The organism is Sphingomonas sp. Leaf257, from assembly GCF_001422185.1.
GTDB classification, from domain to species: Bacteria; Pseudomonadota; Alphaproteobacteria; order Sphingomonadales; family Sphingomonadaceae; genus Sphingomonas; species Sphingomonas yabuuchiae.
The window spans coordinates 75,340-93,948 of record NZ_LMMH01000035.1; the positions used below are offsets into that span (position 1 = coordinate 75,340).

General features: G+C 66.8%; 20 protein-coding genes and 1 pseudogene. 10 read left to right on the forward strand and 11 right to left on the reverse strand.

The features are described 5' to 3' along the window. Positions 1 to 128 precede the first annotated feature (128 nt). From ASF14_RS18430 to ASF14_RS18440, 3 genes are read right to left on the reverse strand one after another with little or no spacing between them, the layout of a single operon-like run. The gene (locus ASF14_RS18430) at positions 129 to 1,871 is read right to left on the reverse strand and encodes a heparinase II/III family protein (protein ID WP_056438689.1); all 1,743 of its coding nucleotides are present in this window, start codon (positions 1,869 to 1,871) and stop codon (positions 129 to 131) included. Positions 1,872 to 1,888: 17 nt separating this feature from the next. Beyond that, positions 1,889 to 2,545, reverse strand: a complete 657-nt coding sequence (rpe, locus tag ASF14_RS18435; protein WP_056438692.1) for a ribulose-phosphate 3-epimerase — start codon at positions 2,543 to 2,545, stop codon at positions 1,889 to 1,891. A gap of 33 nt (positions 2,546 to 2,578) precedes the next feature. Beyond that, on the reverse strand, positions 2,579 to 3,922 hold the full coding sequence (locus tag ASF14_RS18440; RefSeq protein ID WP_443025832.1) for an RsmB/NOP family class I SAM-dependent RNA methyltransferase: 1,344 nt from the start codon (positions 3,920 to 3,922) through the stop codon (positions 2,579 to 2,581). A 68-nt stretch (positions 3,923 to 3,990) separates the two neighbouring features. On the opposite strand from ASF14_RS18440, the gene ASF14_RS21015 reads away from it, so the two are divergent. After that, a complete protein-coding gene (locus ASF14_RS21015; RefSeq protein WP_076714385.1) occupies positions 3,991 to 4,152 on the forward strand; it encodes a DUF1674 domain-containing protein in 162 nt (53 codons plus the stop codon). A gap of 206 nt (positions 4,153 to 4,358) precedes the next feature. On the opposite strand, the gene argB is transcribed toward ASF14_RS21015, so the two are convergent. Both argB and ASF14_RS18450 read right to left on the reverse strand, forming a co-directional pair. Continuing rightward, a complete protein-coding gene (argB, locus tag ASF14_RS18445; RefSeq protein ID WP_056438695.1) occupies positions 4,359 to 5,258 on the reverse strand; it encodes an acetylglutamate kinase in 900 nt (299 codons plus the stop codon). 48 nt (positions 5,259 to 5,306) lie between these two features. Further along, complete coding sequence (locus tag ASF14_RS18450) at positions 5,307 to 5,960, reverse strand: queuosine precursor transporter (protein WP_082442340.1); 654 nt, start codon at positions 5,958 to 5,960, stop codon at positions 5,307 to 5,309. Between the two features lie 250 nt (positions 5,961 to 6,210). Between ASF14_RS18450 and ASF14_RS18455 the strand changes: the two genes are divergently transcribed. Next, complete coding sequence (locus ASF14_RS18455) at positions 6,211 to 7,620, forward strand: M20/M25/M40 family metallo-hydrolase (RefSeq protein WP_056438699.1); 1,410 nt, start codon at positions 6,211 to 6,213, stop codon at positions 7,618 to 7,620. A gap of 178 nt (positions 7,621 to 7,798) precedes the next feature. On the opposite strand, the gene ASF14_RS18460 is transcribed toward ASF14_RS18455, so the two are convergent. Continuing rightward, positions 7,799 to 8,263 carry a hypothetical protein gene (locus ASF14_RS18460; protein ID WP_056438703.1) on the reverse strand — a complete coding sequence of 155 codons (465 nt, stop codon included), beginning with the start codon at positions 8,261 to 8,263 and terminating at the stop codon, positions 7,799 to 7,801. A 145-nt stretch (positions 8,264 to 8,408) separates the two neighbouring features. Between ASF14_RS18460 and ASF14_RS18465 the strand changes: the two genes are divergently transcribed. Continuing rightward, the gene (locus tag ASF14_RS18465; RefSeq protein WP_056438706.1) at positions 8,409 to 8,735 is read left to right on the forward strand and encodes a hypothetical protein; all 327 of its coding nucleotides are present in this window, start codon (positions 8,409 to 8,411) and stop codon (positions 8,733 to 8,735) included. Positions 8,736 to 8,845: 110 nt separating this feature from the next. On the opposite strand, the gene rpoZ is transcribed toward ASF14_RS18465, so the two are convergent. Beyond that, positions 8,846 to 9,190: a DNA-directed RNA polymerase subunit omega gene (rpoZ, locus tag ASF14_RS18470; RefSeq protein ID WP_042486773.1), complete on the reverse strand. Its 345-nt coding sequence runs from the start codon at positions 9,188 to 9,190 to the stop codon at positions 8,846 to 8,848. A gap of 147 nt (positions 9,191 to 9,337) precedes the next feature. On the opposite strand from rpoZ, the gene ASF14_RS18475 reads away from it, so the two are divergent. Further along, entirely contained in the window at positions 9,338 to 10,525 is a 1,188-nt protein-coding gene (locus ASF14_RS18475) for a phospholipase D-like domain-containing protein (protein WP_056438987.1), read from the forward strand. 127 nt (positions 10,526 to 10,652) lie between these two features. Here the strand turns inward: ASF14_RS18475 and ASF14_RS18480 are convergent, their stop codons facing one another. After that, a complete protein-coding gene (locus tag ASF14_RS18480; protein WP_056438713.1) occupies positions 10,653 to 11,267 on the reverse strand; it encodes a class I SAM-dependent methyltransferase in 615 nt (204 codons plus the stop codon). 148 nt (positions 11,268 to 11,415) lie between these two features. Between ASF14_RS18480 and ASF14_RS18485 the strand changes: the two are divergent. After that, positions 11,416 to 11,733: pseudogene (locus ASF14_RS18485) on the forward strand (antibiotic biosynthesis monooxygenase family protein). Between the two features lie 152 nt (positions 11,734 to 11,885). Here the strand turns inward: ASF14_RS18485 and ASF14_RS18490 are convergent. Continuing rightward, entirely contained in the window at positions 11,886 to 14,177 is a 2,292-nt protein-coding gene (locus tag ASF14_RS18490; RefSeq protein WP_056438718.1) for a CDC48 family AAA ATPase, read from the reverse strand. Between the two features lie 262 nt (positions 14,178 to 14,439). Between ASF14_RS18490 and ASF14_RS18495 the strand changes: the two genes are divergently transcribed. Beyond that, positions 14,440 to 15,330 carry a LysR substrate-binding domain-containing protein gene (locus ASF14_RS18495; RefSeq protein ID WP_056438720.1) on the forward strand — a complete coding sequence of 297 codons (891 nt, stop codon included), beginning with the start codon at positions 14,440 to 14,442 and terminating at the stop codon, positions 15,328 to 15,330. Between the two features lie 258 nt (positions 15,331 to 15,588). Here ASF14_RS18495 and rpmG read toward each other — a convergent pair whose 3' ends face one another. After that, positions 15,589 to 15,756, reverse strand: a complete 168-nt coding sequence (gene rpmG / locus ASF14_RS18500) for a 50S ribosomal protein L33 (RefSeq protein WP_007407030.1) — start codon at positions 15,754 to 15,756, stop codon at positions 15,589 to 15,591. Positions 15,757 to 15,928: 172 nt separating this feature from the next. Between rpmG and ASF14_RS18505 the strand changes: the two genes are divergently transcribed. The 3 genes from ASF14_RS18505 to ASF14_RS18515 all read left to right on the forward strand — a co-directional run bounded on the left by ASF14_RS18505 (position 15,929) and on the right by ASF14_RS18515 (position 17,457). After that, a complete protein-coding gene (locus ASF14_RS18505) occupies positions 15,929 to 16,288 on the forward strand; it encodes a hypothetical protein (RefSeq protein ID WP_236697138.1) in 360 nt (119 codons plus the stop codon). An 11-nt stretch (positions 16,289 to 16,299) separates the two neighbouring features. Continuing rightward, positions 16,300 to 16,857 carry a hypothetical protein gene (locus tag ASF14_RS18510; RefSeq protein ID WP_168371568.1) on the forward strand — a complete coding sequence of 186 codons (558 nt, stop codon included), beginning with the start codon at positions 16,300 to 16,302 and terminating at the stop codon, positions 16,855 to 16,857. A gap of 102 nt (positions 16,858 to 16,959) precedes the next feature. Then, entirely contained in the window at positions 16,960 to 17,457 is a 498-nt protein-coding gene (locus tag ASF14_RS18515) for a Dps family protein (protein ID WP_443025833.1), read from the forward strand. 53 nt (positions 17,458 to 17,510) lie between these two features. Here the strand turns inward: ASF14_RS18515 and ASF14_RS18520 are convergent, their stop codons facing one another. Further along, the gene (locus ASF14_RS18520) at positions 17,511 to 18,239 is read right to left on the reverse strand and encodes a Crp/Fnr family transcriptional regulator (protein WP_056438992.1); all 729 of its coding nucleotides are present in this window, start codon (positions 18,237 to 18,239) and stop codon (positions 17,511 to 17,513) included. A 183-nt stretch (positions 18,240 to 18,422) separates the two neighbouring features. Here ASF14_RS18520 and ASF14_RS18525 point away from each other — a divergent pair, with 183 nt between their 5' ends. Then, positions 18,423 to 18,608, forward strand: coding sequence for a DUF1328 domain-containing protein (locus ASF14_RS18525; RefSeq protein ID WP_007407044.1), 186 nt, complete (start codon positions 18,423 to 18,425; stop codon positions 18,606 to 18,608). Position 18,609 lies beyond the last annotated feature (1 nt).

The following is an 18,609-nucleotide window of genomic DNA, read 5'->3' on the forward strand; positions in this document are numbered from 1 at the left end:
GAGGTGGCAGGCCGCAGGCCTGACGGAGGGGTGTCACCGATCGTTGGGGCAGTCTTCCCTCTCGAATGGGGACACCCCTCCACCATGCTTCGCATGGTCCCCCTCCCCTTGCAGGGGAGGAATATGGGTCACAACGCCCGCTTGAATGCCCAGCTGACATGCGCGCCGCCCGCGGGCGTTTCGCCGGTCACGACCAACTGCTGCGTCGCCACCGGCCGTCCGGTGCCGTCGATCCACAGCGACTCCTCGATGGTCAGCGAACCGCCGCGACAGCGGAACTGCCACAGCGCGCCGTCCTCCAGCCGCAGGATCGCCTGGCCGCTCTCGGCCGTCACCATCGCCTCCACCCCGTCGCCCAGATGGAAGCGCAGGGCGAAGACCGTGCTGCCCGCCTGCCGCTTGCGCCCCTCGGGCAGCAACGCATCCTCGCCGCGCAGTTCGCGGCCGTCGCCGGTCAGCAGCAGCTGGCGGCGATGGGTGAAGCCATAGCGACGGACATAACCGTCATGGCTCGCCTCGATCCGGCTGGCCGCGTCCGACTCCTGGCGACTGAGTTCCACCTCGGCGACGCCGCGTCCCAGCGTGCCGTCGGCATGGATGGCGGTGGAGTTGCTGTCGCCCAGCGTCATCGTCGAATGCGCCGCCGTGGTGCGCAGGCCATGGGCCAGGCTGGCGGGCACCTGCGCCACGGTGGCGCGCGCGCCGCCGCAATTGACGACGATCCGCTGCGCGCCATCCGAAAACTCGAAGGCCAGGGTCGAGGCGCAGCCGCCCTCGATCGCGCGGGCGATCGGTGGGGGTGCGGCGTCCATGACCAGCACCGCCTGCGCCGCCGCCAGCCGCTGATAGCCCCAATCGCCCGCCTGGCGCAGCGGCCGGGTGCGCACGCCCGATGCCTCGATCACGGCGGCGATCCGCTCGGGCGTTTCGGGGCCGGAGCCCTGCCAGCTCGACAGCGCCCGGTCGCCATGCATGACCCCGAGCAGCGCCGAGATCATCCGCTGCAACCGCGTCTGGAACTGTTCGGGAAAGGCCAGGCCGCGCGCGTCATAGACTTCGCGCATCATGGTCAACAGCATCACCGCGTCGAGCTGTACCGCCGGACTGCGCGCGATCACGCCGCCATCGGGAAACAGCCCGGTATCGAGCGCGCGGGCCAGCCCCGCCTCACCGAACGCCTGGCGCGGATCGCCCCCGGCCAGCAGCAGCCCGGCCGCGATCACCCCGCACCATGCCGCGATGCGCGCAACGCCCGGCGGGGCCTTGTCGGCGCCGCGATCGAGATGCCGCGCGCCTCGCGCCATCGTGTTGAGCACGCGCGAGCGATAGACGAGGTCGTCGGACGACAGGATCAGCGGCGCATGCGCGGTCCAGAACAGGATGCGCCGCCCCCAGAGATCGGGTCGCCAGGCGACGGCATCGACCGTCTCGGCAAAGGCGTCGAGCCAGCGGCCCATCAGATACTCGGCGATCGGCGCACCCTGCGCCCGGGTCGCGACGGTCGAAAGGTCGCGCAGCCAGGCAAAGCTGTGCAGATGATCGGCAAAACCCGTCGACCAGTCGGGCCGGGCGAAATCGATCGACTCGACCCCCCGCTCCTCGCCCCGCCAGTCGAGCACCCCGCCGAGCAGCGCATGACCGCGCTCGATATCGCCCAATACGGGGTCCTCGGGCACCGCCATCAGCTTTAGCGGATGCCGCCCCTTCAGCCGCAGCGAATGCAGCGGCGTGCGCCAGGTCAGCCGGTGAAGATGCTCGCTGAGCCGATCCGCGAGCGACAGGCCGCCGCTCTGGACGCGGACCAGGCGTTTGCCTTCCTCGATGCTGTCGGCGGCGATACGGGCCTCTTCGGCCCCCATGCGATCGCGCATTTGAGTCAACGGCCCGCTCAACCGCGCAGAGCGGCGATGTTCGCGGCGTAATGCTCCGGGCCACCCCGGAAGGCGGCGGTGCCCGCGACCAGCGCATCGGCCCCGGCCTCGATACAGCGCTTGGCCCAGGCCGGATCGACCCCGCCATCCACCTCCAGGTCGATGGCGCGGCCCGAATGCTCGATCATCTTGCGGATCGCCGAAATCTTCTTGAGCTGGCTCTCGATGAAGCTTTGCCCGCCGAAGCCGGGGTTCACGCTCATCACCAGGACCAGGTCGACCATGTCGATCAGGTAATCCAGCATCTTGGCGGGCGTGGCGGGGTTCAGGACGACACCGGCGCGCTTGCCCAGCCCCTTGATGTGCTGGATCGTGCGGTGGATATGCGGCCCCGCCTCCGGATGGACCGTGATCGTGTCCGCCCCGGCCTCGGCAAAGGCGTCGAGATAGGCGTCGATCGGCGAAATCATCAGATGGACGTCGAACGGCTTGGTCGTGTGCGGGCGCAACGCCTTCACCACCGCCGGGCCGATGGTGATGTTGGGCACGAAATGCCCGTCCATCACATCGATGTGGATCCAGTCGGCACCAGCGGCGTCGATGGCCCGGACTTCCTCGCCCAGTTTGGCGAAATCGGCGGACAGGATGGAGGGTGCGATACGGACGGGGAGCATGGCATTTGTCCTTAACGCCATATCGCGCCCAAGTCAGCCTTTGCGTTGCAGCCGCGCGATGAAGAACCCGTCGAGCCGCCCTTCCTTTGCGAGCATCGTCGGCAGGGTGCGGATCGTGCCCTGCTCGGTGATCCCCGGCCATTCGCCGGCGATCGGCGACAGCGCATAATCGGGGCGCTCGGCCAGGAAGGCGGCGATCTGGCGCTCGCCCTCTTCGGGCTCCAGCGAGCAGGTGGCATAGACCAAGGTCCCGCCGGGCTTCAGCCAGTCGGCGGCGCGCGCTAGGATCACGCGCTGCAACGCGGCCATCTCGGCGATGATCGCGGGGCGGACGCGGTAGAGGACGTCCGGGTGACGGCGGAAGATGCCGCTGGCGCTGCACGGCGCGTCGACCAGGATCGCATCGACCGGTTGCTTCGGGCTCCATTCGCGCAGGTCGGCGGTGACAACCTCGGCGGACTGGTTGGTGCGCTCCAGATTCTCGGCGAGTCGGGCAAGGCGCGACTCGGACTGGTCGATCGCGGTGACGGTCCAACCGGCGGCGGCGAGTTGGAGCGTCTTGCCACCCGGTGCGGCACACAGGTCGAGCACATGGCCCTTGCCCTCGCCCAGCAGCCGTGCGGGGATCGAGGCGGCGAGGTCCTGCACCCACCAGGCGCCCTCGTCGAAACCCTGCAACTCCATCACCGCGCTACCCGAAGGCAAACGCACATGACCGGGCAACAGGCTGATCCCGCCCAGCTTTTCCGCCCATTCCCCGGTCGCGGACGGATCGGCCAGCGTCAGGTCGAGCGGCGGCGGCGCGGCGATGGCATGGGCGGCGGCCTCGACCATCTCCTCGCCCCAATTCTCTTCCCAACGGGCCTCGGTCGTGTCGGGCAGAGCGGGGATTTCGGGGAGCAGCACGCCGCTCTTGGTGATGGTGCTGAACACGCCGTGGACCAGCTTGCGCGGGCCGCCATCGACCAGCGGCAGCACGGTCGAGATCGCGGCGTGCGGCGGCGTGCCCAGCGCCAGCACCTGGACGAGCGCGATGCGCAGGGCGAAGCGCGCCTTGGCATCGTCGGGCAGGCGCTGCTTGGTCGCCGAGTCGATCAGCGCGTCGAGATCGGGCAGGCGGCGCAGCGTCTCCGCCGCGATGGCGTGCGCCAGACCCCGGTCAGGCCCGCCCGGCAGCGCACGAGTCGCCGAGGCGAGTGCGGCCTCCAGCGGCTCGCCCCGACGCAGCACCGCGTCGAGCAGCCGGATGGCGGCGCGGCGGCTCGCGGTCCCCAGCGGCTCGGTCGGGCGCTGCTGCCGCCCGCGACGGTCCTCGCCCTTGGGGCCACCACGACGATCGGGACGGCCACGGGTCGGCGATTGGGAAGGACGTGTCACTTGGCAAAACTCCTGTCAGCCCCGACATGGGCTGCAATATTCCGTCCCCTTAGTCGAAAGGACCGCTCATGGGCCAGCGCCCCGACCATGTGAAGCCGCCCGCCTATCTCTCGCAGAACCCGCCCGTGCCGCAGCCCGAGGCCAAGCCGGAGCCGCAGGACGACCCGTTGGGGAAGAATCCGGTGCGCTATGGGGATTGGGAATTGAAGGGCGTGGCGGTCGATTTTTGAGGGTGAGACCTTACCCTTCTTCTTTTAAGCCCCTCCCGCAGGCGGGAGGGGKTTGGGGAGGGCACGGAGCCTCGCAGAGACCATCCCCTGTGACTTTCCCTCCCGCTTGCGGGAGGAGAGCGGCCAAAGGCCAAGTGAGCCTTACTCACCCCCGTTCAGCCTGAGCGAAGTCGAAGGCCACGCCCCGACCTCACCTCAAGCAAAAATCACCGCCGCACCAAAGTCCCCGCCCCCTGCTTGGTGAAGATCTCCAGCAGCATCCCGTGCGGCACGCGCCCGTCCAGGATCACCGCCGCGTCCACGCCCGCTTCCACCGCGTTGACGCAGGTTTCCAGCTTGGGGATCATCCCCCCCGAAATCGTCCCGTCACTGCGCAGTTCCGCGATCCTGGCCGGGTTGAGGTCGGTCATCAGCTCGCCCTGCTTGTCGAGCACGCCCGCGACATCGGTCAGGAGGAAGAAGCGCGACGCACCCAGCCGCGCGGCGATCGCGCCCGCCATGGTATCGGCGTTGATGTTATAGGTATGCCCATCCAGCCCGATGGCGACCGGCGCGATGACCGGGATGATGCCGTCGGCGCACAGGCTTTCGATCAGGCGCGGATCGACCGCGACCGGCTCGCCCACGAAGCCCAGGTCGACATGCCGCTCGATTCCCTTCAGCGGATCGGCCTCGCGGCCCTGGATCTTCTCGGCGATGACGAGGCCCGCATCCTTGCCCGAGATGCCGACCGCGCGGCCCCCGGCGGCGGAGATCCAGCTGACGATTTCCTTGTTGATCGAACCCGCCAGCACCATCTCGGCGATCTGCGCGGTTTCGCGGTCGGTGACGCGCAGGCCGTTGACGAACTGCGATTCGACGCCGAGGCGCTTCAGCATCGCGCCGATCTGCGGACCGCCGCCATGGACCACGACCGGGTTGATGCCGACCGCCTTCAGCAGCACCATGTCCTCGGCGAAGTCGCGCTGCCGCTCGGGATCGCCCATGGCGTGGCCGCCATATTTCACCACGAAGGTCTTGCCCGCGTAACGCTGAAGATAGGGCAGCGCCTCGGTCAGCGTCTCGGCCTTGGCGAGCAGGGCGGCGTCGGGATCGTGGTTGGTCATGGCGGCCCTTTATCGCGGGTCGGGAGCGGGGAAAACCGGCAATATGGGTCAGGCGCGGTCCAGCCGCCGCCCCAGCCCTACAAAGACATAGATCAACGGCGGCACCAGGATCGCCGACAGCGTGACCTTGGCGATCATCTGCCCCACGATCAGCGGGCCGACGGGAAACTCGCCGTAAAAGGCGATCGTCACGAACAGCAGCGTATCGACCACCTGGCTGAGCATGCTGGCGATCGCCGCGCGCAGCCAGAGCAGCTTGCTCCCCTCGCGTCCTTTCAGGGCTGCGAAGATGGTGACGTTCAGCGTCTGCGACACGCCGTAGGCGACGATGCCCCCCATCCAGATCCGCCAGGTCGATCCCAGCACCAGCTGGATGGCATCGCGATTGGCCGGGATCATCTCCGGCGAGGCGGGCAGCTTGTAGACGACGAAGGAGAGAACCAGCGACACCAGCAGCGGCACGAAGCCCACCCGCACCAGCCGTCCGGCGGTGGCGGGGCCGTGCAGCTCGGCCACCGCGCTCGACGTGACGACCAGCAGCAGGAAGGCGAAGATGCCCGCCTCGACCGCCAGCGGGCCGAGTGCCACCTGCTTGTTGCCCAGCACGCCCGCGATACAGACCATGCCGCCATAGAAGATCGACAGGGCAAAGAGCGAAGGCGAAATCAGGCGGGGGCGAGCGGAAATGTCGGGCTGGTCCATCGGCGACTGCTAGCGCGAAAACGATCCGGGGCAAAGGATTAGGAGCGTCTCATCCCTCCCCTGGAAGGGGAGGTGGCAGGCTGGAGGCCTGACGGAGGGGTGTCGCCCCTCTCGATAGCGGGACACCCCTCCGACGCGCTGCGCGCACCGCCTCCCCCCCTTGCAGGGGAGGAATTGGCAAGCTCAACCGCTTGCACCGCACCCCGTGACACGCTCTATTCCCCGCCGACACAGAAAAGAGGGGGATCACATGCGGTTGGCAAAATGGCTCGGCGGGGTGGCGGCGGCACTGGCGATTCCCGGGGCGATGCTGCCCGGCATCGCGGCGGCGCAAGGGAGGCCCGACCAGAAGGCGTTCTTCGACCTGTACAAGCAACTGGTCGAAACCAATACCAGCCTGTCGGTCGGCAGCTGCACCCAGGCCGCGGGCCAGATCGCCGACCGGCTGAAGGCCGCGGGCTACAAAGACTCCGACATCACCCTGTTCTCGGTGCCCGAACATCCCAAGGACGGCGGCATCGTTGCGGTCCTGCCCGGTACCGACAAGAAGCTGAAGCCGATGCTGCTGCTCGGCCATCTCGACGTGGTCGAGGCCAAGCGCGAGGACTGGACGCGCGATCCGTTCAAGCTGATCGAGGAGGACGGCTTCCTCTATGGCCGCGGCACCGTCGACGACAAGGCGATGAGCGCGGTCTGGGCCGACACGCTGATCCGCCTGAAGAAAACCCCGCCCAAGCGCACGATCAAGATGGCGCTGACCTGTGGCGAGGAAACGACCTTTGCCTTCAACGGCGCGGAATGGCTGGCCAAGAACAAGCCCGACCTGATCGCCGCCGAATTCGTCCTGAACGAGGGCGGCGGCGGGCGGCTCGACTCGGACGGCAAGCGCGAGTTGCTGGCGGTGCAGGTCGGCGAGAAGGCGGCGCAGAACTATACCTTCCTCGCCACCAATCCGGGCGGGCATAGCTCGCAGCCGACGCCGGAAAACGCGATCTACGAACTCGCCGATGCGGTGAAGGCGGTGCAGGGTTATGAGTTTCCCATCCACCTGACCGACACCACCCGGGCCTTCCTGACCGCGACCGCGCAGAAGGTCGGCGGCCAGCTTGGCGATGCGATCACCCGGCTGCTCGCCAATCCGGACGACAAGGCAGCGGATGCGATCGTCAGCCAGGACAAGGCGCTGCACTCGACGCTGCGCACCACCTGCGTCGCGACGCTCCTCCAGGCGGGCCATGCCGAAAACGCCCTGCCCCAGCGCGCGACGGCCAATATCAACTGCCGCATCTTCCCCGGCGAGACGGTCGACGGCACGCTGGCCCGGCTGAAGGAGCTGGCGGGCGCCAAGGTCACCGTCACCGCCAACCAGCCGGTGCGCCCGACCGCGATTCCGCCCAAGCTCGATCCGAAGATCATCGGCCCGATGAAGACGCTGGCGGCCAAGCATTTCCCCGGCGTGCCTTTGGTCCCGATGATGTCGACCGGGGCGACCGACGGCATCTTCTTCCAGACGATCGGCATTCCCGTTTACGGCGCGCCGGGCATCTTCATCGAGAAGGACATGTCGGGCATCCACGGCCTGAACGAGCGGATTCGGGTGACGTCTCTCTATGACGGGCGGGATTATCTCTACGATCTGGTGAAGGCTTATGCGTATTGAGTGAAACGTCGTCGCCCGTGCCCGGCGGGCGGCGGTTTTTCACATCGAGCCGGGGGATGCGCGTGCTCCCCATCCGAAAGTGCAACGGTTTGCACGTCCAGGCAGGGTCGGCATGCCCATAGGCCTGTCTTCCCCCCGCCCCTCGGATAGGGGAGAAGGGGTGGATCGCGCCGTGGCCCTAACCGGGGCGGGTCGTCGTCCAGCAGGGTTTCAGCATCGCGCGCGTCCGGTTCACCCATTCGGCCAGCGGCGTGCCGGCATTCGAATCGACCTCGACCGGAAACCCGATTTCCGAGCCGTAATGCGCCCGAAAGCGGACCCGATAGCCCACGCCGTCCAGGATCAGGTCCGCCGGGTCGCTGGGCAGTGACGGCGTCGGCATGGGGATGGATCGCAAATGGCGGACGGCTTCGGCCGCGCCGGGACATGTCCGGCTGTCGGCCCATGTGATGACGGTCGGCTTGCCGTGTCGCCGTAAGGTCATGCGCAGGATGCGGGGATCCGCCATGCTGCTGGCCTCGTCGCGAAGAAACGCGACGGTTTCCGAACTATAGGCAAGGGACGGCTCATAGGTCATGTCCGCCCAGACATCATCGGGTAACGGCCCGGCGATGCTGGCTTGCAGGATCAATGCTGCGATCATCTCGGCTCTCCCGTTCCTTCAACCGCTGGGGCGTCGCGCCCGTCGCAAGCTGCCAATTGGCTGAACGCCACCGCCATGCTTCGTTCAGATCAAATGCCTCAATATCCGCAACATACGGGAGCGAATACGTTTCGAGGAACTGGCAATGAAGATGCTCAAGACCGGATTGCTGGTGGCCCTGGCCGGTGGGGCGATGCTGACGGCCACCGCCGCCGGCGCGCAGGACTGGCGTTATGACGGCTATGCCGCCCAGCAGGCGCATCAGGATGCCCAGTATCGCGCCTATCAGGCGGGCCGGGACCAGCGCGCGGCCGACGAAGCCGCTTATTATGGCGATTACCGCGCCGCCAACGCCTATGCGCATGATGCCTCGATCCGCCGGTCGGAGGCCAAACAGGCCGCCCGCTTCGCGCATGAGGCGAAAAAGGCGCAATATTGGGATTCGTGGCGGCATCACGGCTGGGGCTGGTAAGCCCCGCCCCCGACGCGCAACGGAAAAGGGGCCGACGCTGGGTTAGCGTCGGCCCCTTTTTGCTGTGCGATACACTGGGCGATCACGCCGGGCGATCGGCCCGCAGCCGATCAGCCGTCGTAATCGGCACCCAGGTTCTGGTTGCGCGGCGGAGCGGCGGCGGTCAGGCGCAGCGCCTCGGCCGAGGCCTGCAGGCTGCCGACGTCATCCGCCTCGTCCTCGTCGTCGATCTGGACGCGCTGCAGGCTGTTGACCACGGCTTCTTCCAGATGGGTCGGACGGACCGTTTCCTCTGCGATCTCGCGCAGCGCGACGACCGGGTTTTTGTCGCGATCGCGGTCGACGGTCAGATCCGCCCCGCCCGAAATCTGACGGGCCCGCTGCGCCGCGAACAGCACCAGATCGAAACGGTTGGGAATCTTGTCGACGCAATCTTCGACGGTGACGCGCGCCATGCGTGTGTCCTTCGCAAATAATGCTGGGATGAAAGCGTGCCGCCTAGCAGCAAAGGCCACCCAAGTCAAAAGCCTTGGACTTGCAACACCCCCGCCCCCTGGGTCGTTACGTTTTCGACAGGATCACCTACCCCAAGGAGCCGCGCCATTTCCGCCCCCCATCCGACCGAGCAGCCCGGTTTCCAGGTCGATGGGCAGCGGCTGACCCTGCTCGACACAGGGCCACGGCGACTGGAGGCGGTGCTGGCGCTGATCGACGGGGCGCAGGTCTCGTTGCGCATCCTCTATTATATCTATGCCGATGACGAAACCGGGCGGCGGGTCCGCGACGCGATGATCGCGGCAGCCCGGCGCGGCGTCTCGGTGTCGGTGATCGTCGACGGCTTCGGGGCGGGCGCGGACGAGGCGTTCTTCCGCCCCCTGGTCGAGACGGGTGCGCGGCTGTCGCGGTTCGAGCCGCGCTTCGGCCGCCGCTATCTGTTGCGCAACCATCAGAAGCTGGCGCTGGCGGATGCCGGAGGGCCCTCCCCCTCGATCATCATCGGCGGCTTCAATATCGAGGATGATTATTTCGGCACCCCCGCCGACCAGAGCTGGCGCGATCTGGGCCTGTTGGTCGAGGGTTCGGCGGCGGCGCGGATGGCGGGATATTTCGATGCGCTGTTCGCCTGGACGGAAGATCCCAAGGGGCGCCTTCGCGACCTGAACAAGGCGCTGGCGCATTGGAGCGAGTCGAAGGGTAGATTGCGCTGGTTGATCGGCGGGCCGACCCGGCGGCTGTCGCCCTGGGCGCGAACCGTGCGCGACGATATGCGGCGGGGGCGACGCATCGACGTGATCGCCGCCTATTTCACGCCCAGTCCCACCATGCTCCGCCGCCTCGACCGGGCGGGGCGGCGCGAGGCCGAGGTGCGGATCGTGACGGCGGGCAAGTCCGACAACGAGGCGACGATCGCCGCCGCGCGCTTCACCTATGCGGGCCTGCTGCGCAAGGGCGTGCGGATCTTCGAATATCAGCTGACCAAGCTGCACACCAAATTATACGTGATCGACGATGCGGTGCATGTCGGCTCGGCCAATTTCGACATGCGCAGCCTGTTCGTAAATCTGGAACTGATGCTCAGGGTGGAGGACGCCGCCTTTGCGGCCCATGTCCGCGCCTATATCGACGGAGAGGTCGCGCGGTCGGAGGCGATCACCCCCGACTGGTACAAGCGGAATACCGGTTGGTTCCAGCGGCTGCGCCAGTTCGCGGCATATCTGCTGATCGCGGTGATCGATCCGTCGGTATCGCGGGGGCTGAACTTCGGGATCGAGTCGCCGGACGGGGACTAAAATTCCTCCCCTGTAAGGGGAGGTGGCAGGCCGTCAGGCCTGACGGAGGGGTGTCCCGCTATCGAGAGGGCGACACCCCTCCACCAGCTTCGCTGGTTCCCCTCCCCTTACAGGGGAGGAATGGGTGTCAGTCCTTCCAGGCCCAGTAGAGCTGCGCCGGGGGCACGTTCCACCATTCCATGTCGTGGTCGATATTCGACCAGTGCGGAACCAGGAAGTCCTTCACCTTGGGGCTGAACTGATAGACCAGGAACGCGCCGCCGGGGCGCAGCACGTCATGCGTGCCTTGCGCGATCGCCGGACCGACGCCGGGCGGCAAGGTCGAGAAGGGCAGGCCCGACAGGACATAATCGGCATGGTCGAAACCATGATCGCGCACGATCTTCTGCACGTCCGCCGCCGACCCGTTCACCGCCTTGAAGCGGGAGTCGATGATCGTGTGGCGCAGATAGTCGCAGAAATCGGCATTGGTATCGATCGCGATCAGCGTCGCGTCGGGCGCCATGCGCTCCAGAACCGGGCGGCAGAAGGTGCCGACGCCGGGGCCATATTCGACGAACAATTTGGTGTTGGCCCAATCGACGGGGGCCAGCATCTTGCGGATCAGCTTGCCCGACGACGGAATGATCGAGCCCACCATCACCGGATGCTTCAGGAACTGCTGAAAGAACATCTGGCCGGGCGACGGATAACCCGTGGCATCGGTGCGGGACTTGCGCGCGGCGGTGGTCGAGCTGGGCATCGAGTTCCTGTCGTTCGTGATCCCCGCGTAAGGGACGCGCGAGGGAAACCCCCTCGTCGCACAGGTGCCGAACGACTTTCAAGCTATTGGGTTGCGCGGGCGCGGTGCATTCCGTCGCAAAGCGGACTCGATCGACGGGGAATTTGGCATGGACCGGACAGGGCAGATCGCGGTGATTTTCGTGTCGACGCGGACGGAGAGCGATCCGGCGGGCTATGCCGCGGCGGCAGAGGCAATGGACGCCCTCGCCGCCGGGCAACCGGGTTATCGTGGCGTCGACAGTGCGCGCGGGGCGGATGGGATCGGGATCACCGTCAGTTGGTGGGCAGACGAAGCCAGCGCCTTGGCGTAGCGGGCGCACCCGGACCATGCCGCGATCCGGGACCGGGGGCGGGCGGAATGGTATTCGCGGTATGAGGTGGCCGTGGCGCAGGTTGGGCGAAGTTATGCGTGGGACCAAACTTAGCCGTTTGGAATCCAAAGCGCGCCGCAAGCACGCCCCTCCCGCAGGCGGGAGGGGATGGGGGAGGGCAAGGGGTCTCACCGAGACCATCGCTTGTGGCACAGCCCCCACCCCAAACCCCTCCCCCCTGCCGGGAGGAGGGGCTTAGGCTTCCGTTACGGCTGCTTGTCCCCTCGCGGCGTCAGCATGCCCGGCGCGATGAAGCCGATCGGCTGGATCGCCGCCGCCTCCTGCTTCAGCTTGGCGGCGATCTGTTCGTAATCGCGCTCCATTTCCGGGGTCACGCTTGCCCGCGCCTCGGTCAGCGCCTCGTCGAAGGCCGCCATATCGACCTGAGTCGCGCCCAACGACTTGCGCAGCGCGATCAGGCCCGCCCGGCGCACCACGTCACCCAGATCGGCACCGGTGAACCGGTCGGTCCGCGCCGCCACGTCATCCAGATCGACATCCTCGGCCAACGGCATCTTCGCGGTCTGGATGCCCAGGATACGCCGCCGCCCCGCCTTGTCGGGCACGCCGACATAGATGAGTTCGTCGAACCGCCCCGGGCGCAGCAGCGCGGGGTCGACCAGATTGGGCCGGTTGGTCGCGCCGATGACGACGACCGACTGCAACTCCTCCAGCCCGTCCATCTCGGCCAGAATGGTGTTGACCACCCGCTCGGTCACCTGCGGCTCACCCAGCCCGCCGCCACGCGCCGGGACCAGCGAATCCAGTTCGTCGATGAAGATCACGGTCGGCGCCACCTGCCGCGCACGGGCGAACAGCCGGGTGATCTGCTGCTCGCTCTCGCCATACCATTTGGACAGAAGGTCGCTCGACTTGGTGGCGATGAAATTGGCCTGCGCCTCGCGCGCGACCGCTTTCGCCAACAGCGTCTTGCCGGTACCGGGCGGGCCATAGAGCAGGAAACCCTTGGCGGGCCGGATGCCCAGGCGCCGAAACGCATCAGGGTCCTTCAGCGGCAGTTCGACGCCTTCCTTCAGCTTCATCTGCGCGGTGTCGAGCCCGCCGACATCCTCCCAGCGCACGGTCGGCGCCTGCACCATCACCTCGCGCATCGCCGAGGGCTGGACGCGCTTCAGCGCCTCCAGGAAATCCTCGCGCGTTACCGATAGCGTATCCAGCACTTCGGCCGGGATCGTCCGTTCCTCCAGGTTCAGGCGCGGCATGATCCGCCGCACCGCCTCGATCGCCGCCTCGCGGGTCAGCGCGGCCAAATCCGCGCCGACAAAGCCGAAGGTGGTGCGCGCCAGCTCGTTCAGATCGACCTTGTCGCCCAGCGGCATGCCGCGCGTATGGATGCCCAGAATCTCGCGCCGCCCGCGCTCGTCGGGCACGCCGACCACGATCTCGCGGTCGAACCGACCCGGCCGCCGCAGCGCCTCGTCGATCGCTTCGGGCCGGTTGGTTGCGGCGATGATGACCAGGTTCGCGCGCGCTTCCAACCCATCCATCAGCGTCAGCAGCTGCGCGACGAGCCGCTTCTCCGCCTCACCCTGCACCCGGTCGCGCTTGGGGGCGATCGAGTCGATCTCGTCGATGAAGACGATCGAGGGGGCGGACTTGGTCGCCTCCTCGAAGATCTCGCGCAGCCGCTGCTCCGACTCGCCATAGGCCGAGCCCATGATCTCAGGGCCGTTGATCAGGAAGAACTGGGCATCCGACTCATTGGCGACGGCACGGGCCAGCCGCGTCTTGCCGGTGCCGGGCGGCCCGTGGAGCAGCACGCCCTTTGGCGGCTCGACGCCCAGCCGCTCGAACAATTCGGGATAGCGTAGCGGCAGCTCGACCATCTCGCGCAGCTGGTCGATGGTCGAGGCCATGCCGCCGATATCGTCATAGGTGACGTCGGCGCGCCTCGCCTCGCGCGGCTCCTCATATTCGGGACGCAGCTCGACCTCGGTATTCTCGTCGATATGGACGACCCCCTTGGGGCTGGCCGCGACGACCGCGAGGCGGATTTCCTGCAACGCATAGGCGGGCGCGTTCATGAACTGCGCGACACCCGGCGGCATGTTGGTGACCCGTTGCTGCCCCGCCGTGGCGACCACATCGCCCTGGCAGAGCGGCCGGTTGAAGAAGGTCCGCTTCAAAGCCTGGGCCGAGCCCTGAAGCCGCAGATTCTGTTGCGCAGGGGCAAAGACGACACGGGTCGCAGGCTTCGATTCGACCTTGCGCACCTCGACGAAATCGCCCGAGCCGACGCCCGCATTGGCGCGCTGCAACCCGTCGATGCGGACGAGGTCCAGCCCTTCATCCTCGGGATAGGGGGCGACCGCGCGCGCCGGGGTGGCCTGTTTGCCGACGATCTCGACCACGTCGCCTTCGGTGATGCCCAGCGCCGCCATCAGGCTGCGCGGGACATGGGCGAGGCCCCGGCCCGAATCCTCGGGGCGGCTATTGGCCACCTGTATCTTGCGGGTCGGCGCGTCGCTGTCGGCCATGATCGTCCCTTGGCAAAGTGTCTGAAACACGAAAGCGCGGGACGTGGGGGCGGGTTCCGGCCCGCAAAAGGGCGGACGGCCGAGCCGAGGCAAAAAAAAGGGCCGATCGAAACGACCAGCCCGTGAAAGTTTTTAGGAGAGGATGCCTGAAAGGCCCGTTCCTTTTGCGGTGCGACACGTTATGTTGCAAGTGCGAAAAGCTTGGTTATGATTGCAGTTTGTGCAATCCTCTGCCCAATAGGTCAACGAGTACAGGTACGCCATGCGCAGGCTCCCCCCGCTGGGTGCGATCGAAGCATTTGTCCAGGTCGTACGCCTGGGCTCCATCAAGGCGGCGGCCGAGGAACTGGCGCTGTCGGCGCCCGCGCTCAGCCGCCGGGTGCAGACGCTGGAACGCTTTGTCGGCAAGCCGCTATTCGCCCGGCGGCACCAGGCGATGGTGCCCAATGAAGAGGGCCAGCGCCTGATGGAGCAGATCGCGCCGCTGCTCGACCAGTTGTCGGATGCGGTGGAGGCGATGACCAGCGGACAGGAAGTGTTGCGCCTGCGCCTGGGCGTGCTGCCGCTCTATGCGTCGCAGCGGCTGTTCCCGCATATGGGGCTGCTACGTGCGGCACATCCCGAACTGCATCTGGATATCGACACCGCCGGGCACGGCATCGCACGGCTGGGCGAAGGACTGGACGCGGTGATCGCGCTGGGCCGCGACATCGACCCCTCGCTCTACGCCAAGCGGCTCGACCGCAACAAAGTCTATGTCATCGGCGCCAAGCGGCTGCTCGAAGGCCCCGATCCGCTGCTCCGACCCGAGCAGATGAACGGCATGACCGCGCTGCTGCACCGCGAAATGCCCGACGCCTTCACCGCCTGGTGCCAGGTCGCAGGACTGACCGATATCAAGCCCAAGGCGATCGACTTCTTCGACTCGGGCGGCCTGATGCTGGAGGCGGTGGCGCAGGGCCTCGGCGTCGCCTTCATGCACGCCAGCCATTTCGAACATGCGCATGATCCGCGTCTGGTCCGGCTGTTCGATATCGAGGTCGACAGCCCATACAGCCACTGGTTCGTCTGCCGCCCGCGTGCGCTTCAGCTGAAGTCGGTGAAGCTGTTCCACGACTGGCTGATCGCCACGCTGTACCCGGAAGCGGCGTAAAGGCACGAATTGGCGTTCCGCCGCTCGCCACAAGCACGCCCCTCCCGCAAGCGGGAGGGGATGGGGGAGGGAAAGCCACGAGCGACGGTCTCGATGAGACTCCTAACCCTCCCCCCGACCCCCTCCCGCCTGCGGGAGGGAGAGCGCGCGTGGCGGACCTAGGCACTCAGACCAACGACAAAAAGCCGCGCGTCCTGTCGGACGGCGGCTTCACGCCTTCAAGACTTACGGGGCGACCCCGGGGCCGCCGCCCGCAAATTACTTGATCTTGGCTTCCTTGAACTCGACATGCTTGCGCACGACCGGGTCGTACTTGTTGAAGCTCAGCTTCTCGGTCTTGGTGCGCGGGTTCTTCTTCGTGACGTAAAAGAAGCCGGTATCAGCCGAGCTGACGAGCTTGATCTTGACGGTGGTCGGCTTGGCCATGACCTGGTTCCTGTATGCGTGAAAAAGCGAAAGCGGCAGCCGGAGCCGCCGCTATATAAGGGCCGCCCATGGCCCATGGGCCTGCCTGAGTCAAGCATTTCACCCGATTTAAGCCCCTCTTTACGGCCAAGGCCCTATGGAAACCGTGCTGCTTCCCGCTATCGGGGCGGGCATGAGAGGGATGACCATCACGATGGAGCCGGGCGAATCACTTCATGCGGGCATCAGCTCCACCGAGATTCGCGACCAGCTCTGGGCCCGAATCGCCGCGCTCGACGTGTCCGCCCCCTATGCGCGGGCGGCCGAGTTGATCGACGGGGTGGAAGCGATTCGCCGTATCGCCCATCGCCACGGGCTGGTCCCCGCCGTCACCGTCACCCATTTCATCGGCCGCGCGCTCATGCGGCAGGGCGAACCCGCGCCCGTCCATGGCTGGTTCGCGATCCTGAGCGACGCCATCGCCAGCGAGCGGCAGGATTGGCAGACCGCCAACGCCTTTGCAGAGGCCTGTTCGGTACGTCTGGCCAGCTGATGGATGCGCTGATGATCGTCCTGGTCGCCACGCTGGTGTCACAGGCGGGCGGGCGGCTCAGCGGTTTTGCCGAAAGGCTGGCGGAACGGACGGACAGCGCCCTGCCGGTCCTGGCGGGGGTCCTGCTGGCGCAAGGGTTGCTGGCGGCGGTGGCGATCCGCATCGGGATATTGCTGGGGCCGCAGGTGACACCTGAGGCGCGCAGCCTGTTGCTGGCGGTTGCGCTGGTGCTGGTGGGCCTCGGCATGATGGGGCGGTTGCCGCGCGCCGGTTCGCCCTTCGGCTCGGTTCGCCTAGGGGTGTTCGGCACCGCCTTGTTGGGGGCGGGCACGATCCTGTTGATGGAATCCGGGCTGGTGCTGGTCGCGGTCGCCGCCGCACGCTCTCCCCTGCCCTGGGCGGCCTGGCCGGGCGCGATGCTGGGGATGCTCGGCGCGTTGATACCGGCGATCCTGCTGGGCGCGCGTGAGTGGCGCAGGCTGGCGTGGCGACCGATCCGGATGACGGGCGGCGCAATCATGATCCTGATCGGCATCGTCATCGCGCTTTCTGCCAAGGGATTGATCTAGGCGGTCGATCAGACAGCGCAGGCTTTGTACATGGACAGCGAGGGAGCCATTGGGCCATCGGATCGTTAACGCAACGATTCCTCAGACAGCGGGAGCATGTCCATGTCCGATATCAATCCGGCGCTCGATACGCCGACCGACCTCAATCGCAACGCCACCGCCAGCGTCGCCGACGCGCTGAATGGCGCGCTGGCCGATTGCTATGCGCTTTATCTGAAGACCAAGAATTTCCACTGGCACGTCTCTGGCCCGCATTTCCGCGATTATCACCTGATGCTCGACGATCAGGCCGCGCAGATCCTGGGCGTGACCGACGCCATTGCCGAGCGCGTGCGAAAGACCGGCAACGTCACGCTGCGCTCGATCGGCGACATCGCGCGCCGTCAGACCATCGTCGACAATGACCGCGAATTCGTGTCGGCCGCCGACATGCTGGTCGAACTGCGCGACGACAATCTGAAGCTGGTCGAGCGCTTCCGCACGGTCAAGGACGCGGCCGAGGAGGCCAAGGACAACGCCACCAGCGGCATCGTCGACGAATGGACCGATCAGGCCGAGGAACGCGCCTGGTTCCTGTTCGAGGCCGGTCGGAAGGGCTGACCGCCCTCCCCGACCCGATACGAAAAGGCCCCGGTCGATACCGGGGCCTTTTTTTATAGCGGCGCGGGCAGCCATGCCGGTTCGAACTGCGGGCACCGGGGCGGCAGCGGCGAGATTTCTTGCAGGGCGGGCAGGTTCAGCAGGCGCACCCGGTGCCCCTCACGGGAGATGATCCCATCGGCTTCCATGCCCCGGATCGTACGGTTGACGTGCACCGCGGTCAGGCCGAGCAGATCGCCCAGCACCTCCTGGGTCAGCGGCAGATGGAAGCTGTCATCCTGCACCATTCCAATCGGGCTGAGCCGCGCATGGAGATCGACCAATAGCCGCGCCAGCTGTTCACGGGCCGAGGCGTTGCCGGTCACGGCCAGCACATCCATCAGCGCCAGCCGCTCCATCTGTACCGCGATGGTGAACAAGGCGGCCAGACGTGGGGCCTGGGTAAAGAGTTGACCGAAGCGTTCATAGGGCACGAAGGCCGTCACCGCCTCGGTAATCGCGGTCAGCGTGTCGGCGGCCTGGGGCAGGACCATGCTGGGCGTGCCCAATATGTCGCCGGGCAGATGAATCTTCTGGATCAGCCGATGCCCGCTGCGCAGCAGGATGGACGAGCTGATCCAGCCGCGCACATGCAAATGGAAGCCCCCCGGTGCATCGCCTTCCCGCTGGAAAGTCTCACCGCGCCGCCGCACGACCTCGGCATCGCCCAGGGTCGTCAGGTGCCGTTCTTCAGCGGGGGTCAGGCGGCACATGGCCTGAAAGCGGTGGATCGGATAGGACATGATGACCGGCCTTTCACACGGCACCGCCGCGCTTGCCAATGACTTGGGGTAAGATTGGAAATCGGTGTCGATGGGGATGACCGGCCCTGCCCCGCGTTCCGAACCGGCCCATCCGATCATCCGTAACCGGAACACCGACCCTCCCCGCCAGTTAACCCCTTATCAGGTCAGGAGGATTACCCCATGCTCAAGCTTGCCATCACCTTCCTCGTCGTCGGATTGATCCTGGGGGCGCTCGGTTTCGGGGGCATTGGCGGCGCGTTCGTCGGGATCGCCAAGATTCTGTTCTTCATCGCGATCGCGCTGTTCGTGATCTTCCTCGTACTCGGGCTGGTCGCGGGCAAGTCGGTGAAGAACGCGATCGACTGAT

What these genes read in the sequence shown, in the direction of transcription:
- ASF14_RS18430 (WP_056438689.1), bottom strand. Translation starts at nt 1,871, where the DNA reads ATGCGCGATCGCATGGGGGCCGAAGAGGCCCGTATCGCCGCCGACAGC.
- rpe (WP_056438692.1), bottom strand. Translation starts at nt 2,545, where the DNA reads ATGCTCCCCGTCCGTATCGCACCCTCCATCCTGTCCGCCGATTTCGCC.
- ASF14_RS21015 (WP_076714385.1), top strand. Translation starts at nt 3,991, where the DNA reads ATGGGCCAGCGCCCCGACCATGTGAAGCCGCCCGCCTATCTCTCGCAG.
- argB (WP_056438695.1), bottom strand. Translation starts at nt 5,258, where the DNA reads ATGACCAACCACGATCCCGACGCCGCCCTGCTCGCCAAGGCCGAGACG.
- ASF14_RS18450 (WP_082442340.1), bottom strand. Translation starts at nt 5,960, where the DNA reads ATGGACCAGCCCGACATTTCCGCTCGCCCCCGCCTGATTTCGCCTTCG.
- ASF14_RS18455 (WP_056438699.1), top strand. Translation starts at nt 6,211, where the DNA reads ATGCGGTTGGCAAAATGGCTCGGCGGGGTGGCGGCGGCACTGGCGATT.
- ASF14_RS18460 (WP_056438703.1), bottom strand. Translation starts at nt 8,263, where the DNA reads ATGATCGCAGCATTGATCCTGCAAGCCAGCATCGCCGGGCCGTTACCC.
- ASF14_RS18465 (WP_056438706.1), top strand. Translation starts at nt 8,409, where the DNA reads ATGAAGATGCTCAAGACCGGATTGCTGGTGGCCCTGGCCGGTGGGGCG.
- rpoZ (WP_042486773.1), bottom strand. Translation starts at nt 9,190, where the DNA reads ATGGCGCGCGTCACCGTCGAAGATTGCGTCGACAAGATTCCCAACCGT.
- ASF14_RS18480 (WP_056438713.1), bottom strand. Translation starts at nt 11,267, where the DNA reads ATGCCCAGCTCGACCACCGCCGCGCGCAAGTCCCGCACCGATGCCACG.
- ASF14_RS18490 (WP_056438718.1), bottom strand. Translation starts at nt 14,177, where the DNA reads ATGGCCGACAGCGACGCGCCGACCCGCAAGATACAGGTGGCCAATAGC.
- ASF14_RS18495 (WP_056438720.1), top strand. Translation starts at nt 14,440, where the DNA reads ATGCGCAGGCTCCCCCCGCTGGGTGCGATCGAAGCATTTGTCCAGGTC.
- rpmG (WP_007407030.1), bottom strand. Translation starts at nt 15,756, where the DNA reads ATGGCCAAGCCGACCACCGTCAAGATCAAGCTCGTCAGCTCGGCTGAT.
- ASF14_RS18505 (WP_236697138.1), top strand. Translation starts at nt 15,929, where the DNA reads ATGAGAGGGATGACCATCACGATGGAGCCGGGCGAATCACTTCATGCG.
- ASF14_RS18510 (WP_168371568.1), top strand. Translation starts at nt 16,300, where the DNA reads ATGATCGTCCTGGTCGCCACGCTGGTGTCACAGGCGGGCGGGCGGCTC.
- ASF14_RS18515 (WP_443025833.1), top strand. Translation starts at nt 16,960, where the DNA reads ATGTCCGATATCAATCCGGCGCTCGATACGCCGACCGACCTCAATCGC.
- ASF14_RS18520 (WP_056438992.1), bottom strand. Translation starts at nt 18,239, where the DNA reads ATGTCCTATCCGATCCACCGCTTTCAGGCCATGTGCCGCCTGACCCCC.
- ASF14_RS18525 (WP_007407044.1), top strand. Translation starts at nt 18,423, where the DNA reads ATGCTCAAGCTTGCCATCACCTTCCTCGTCGTCGGATTGATCCTGGGG.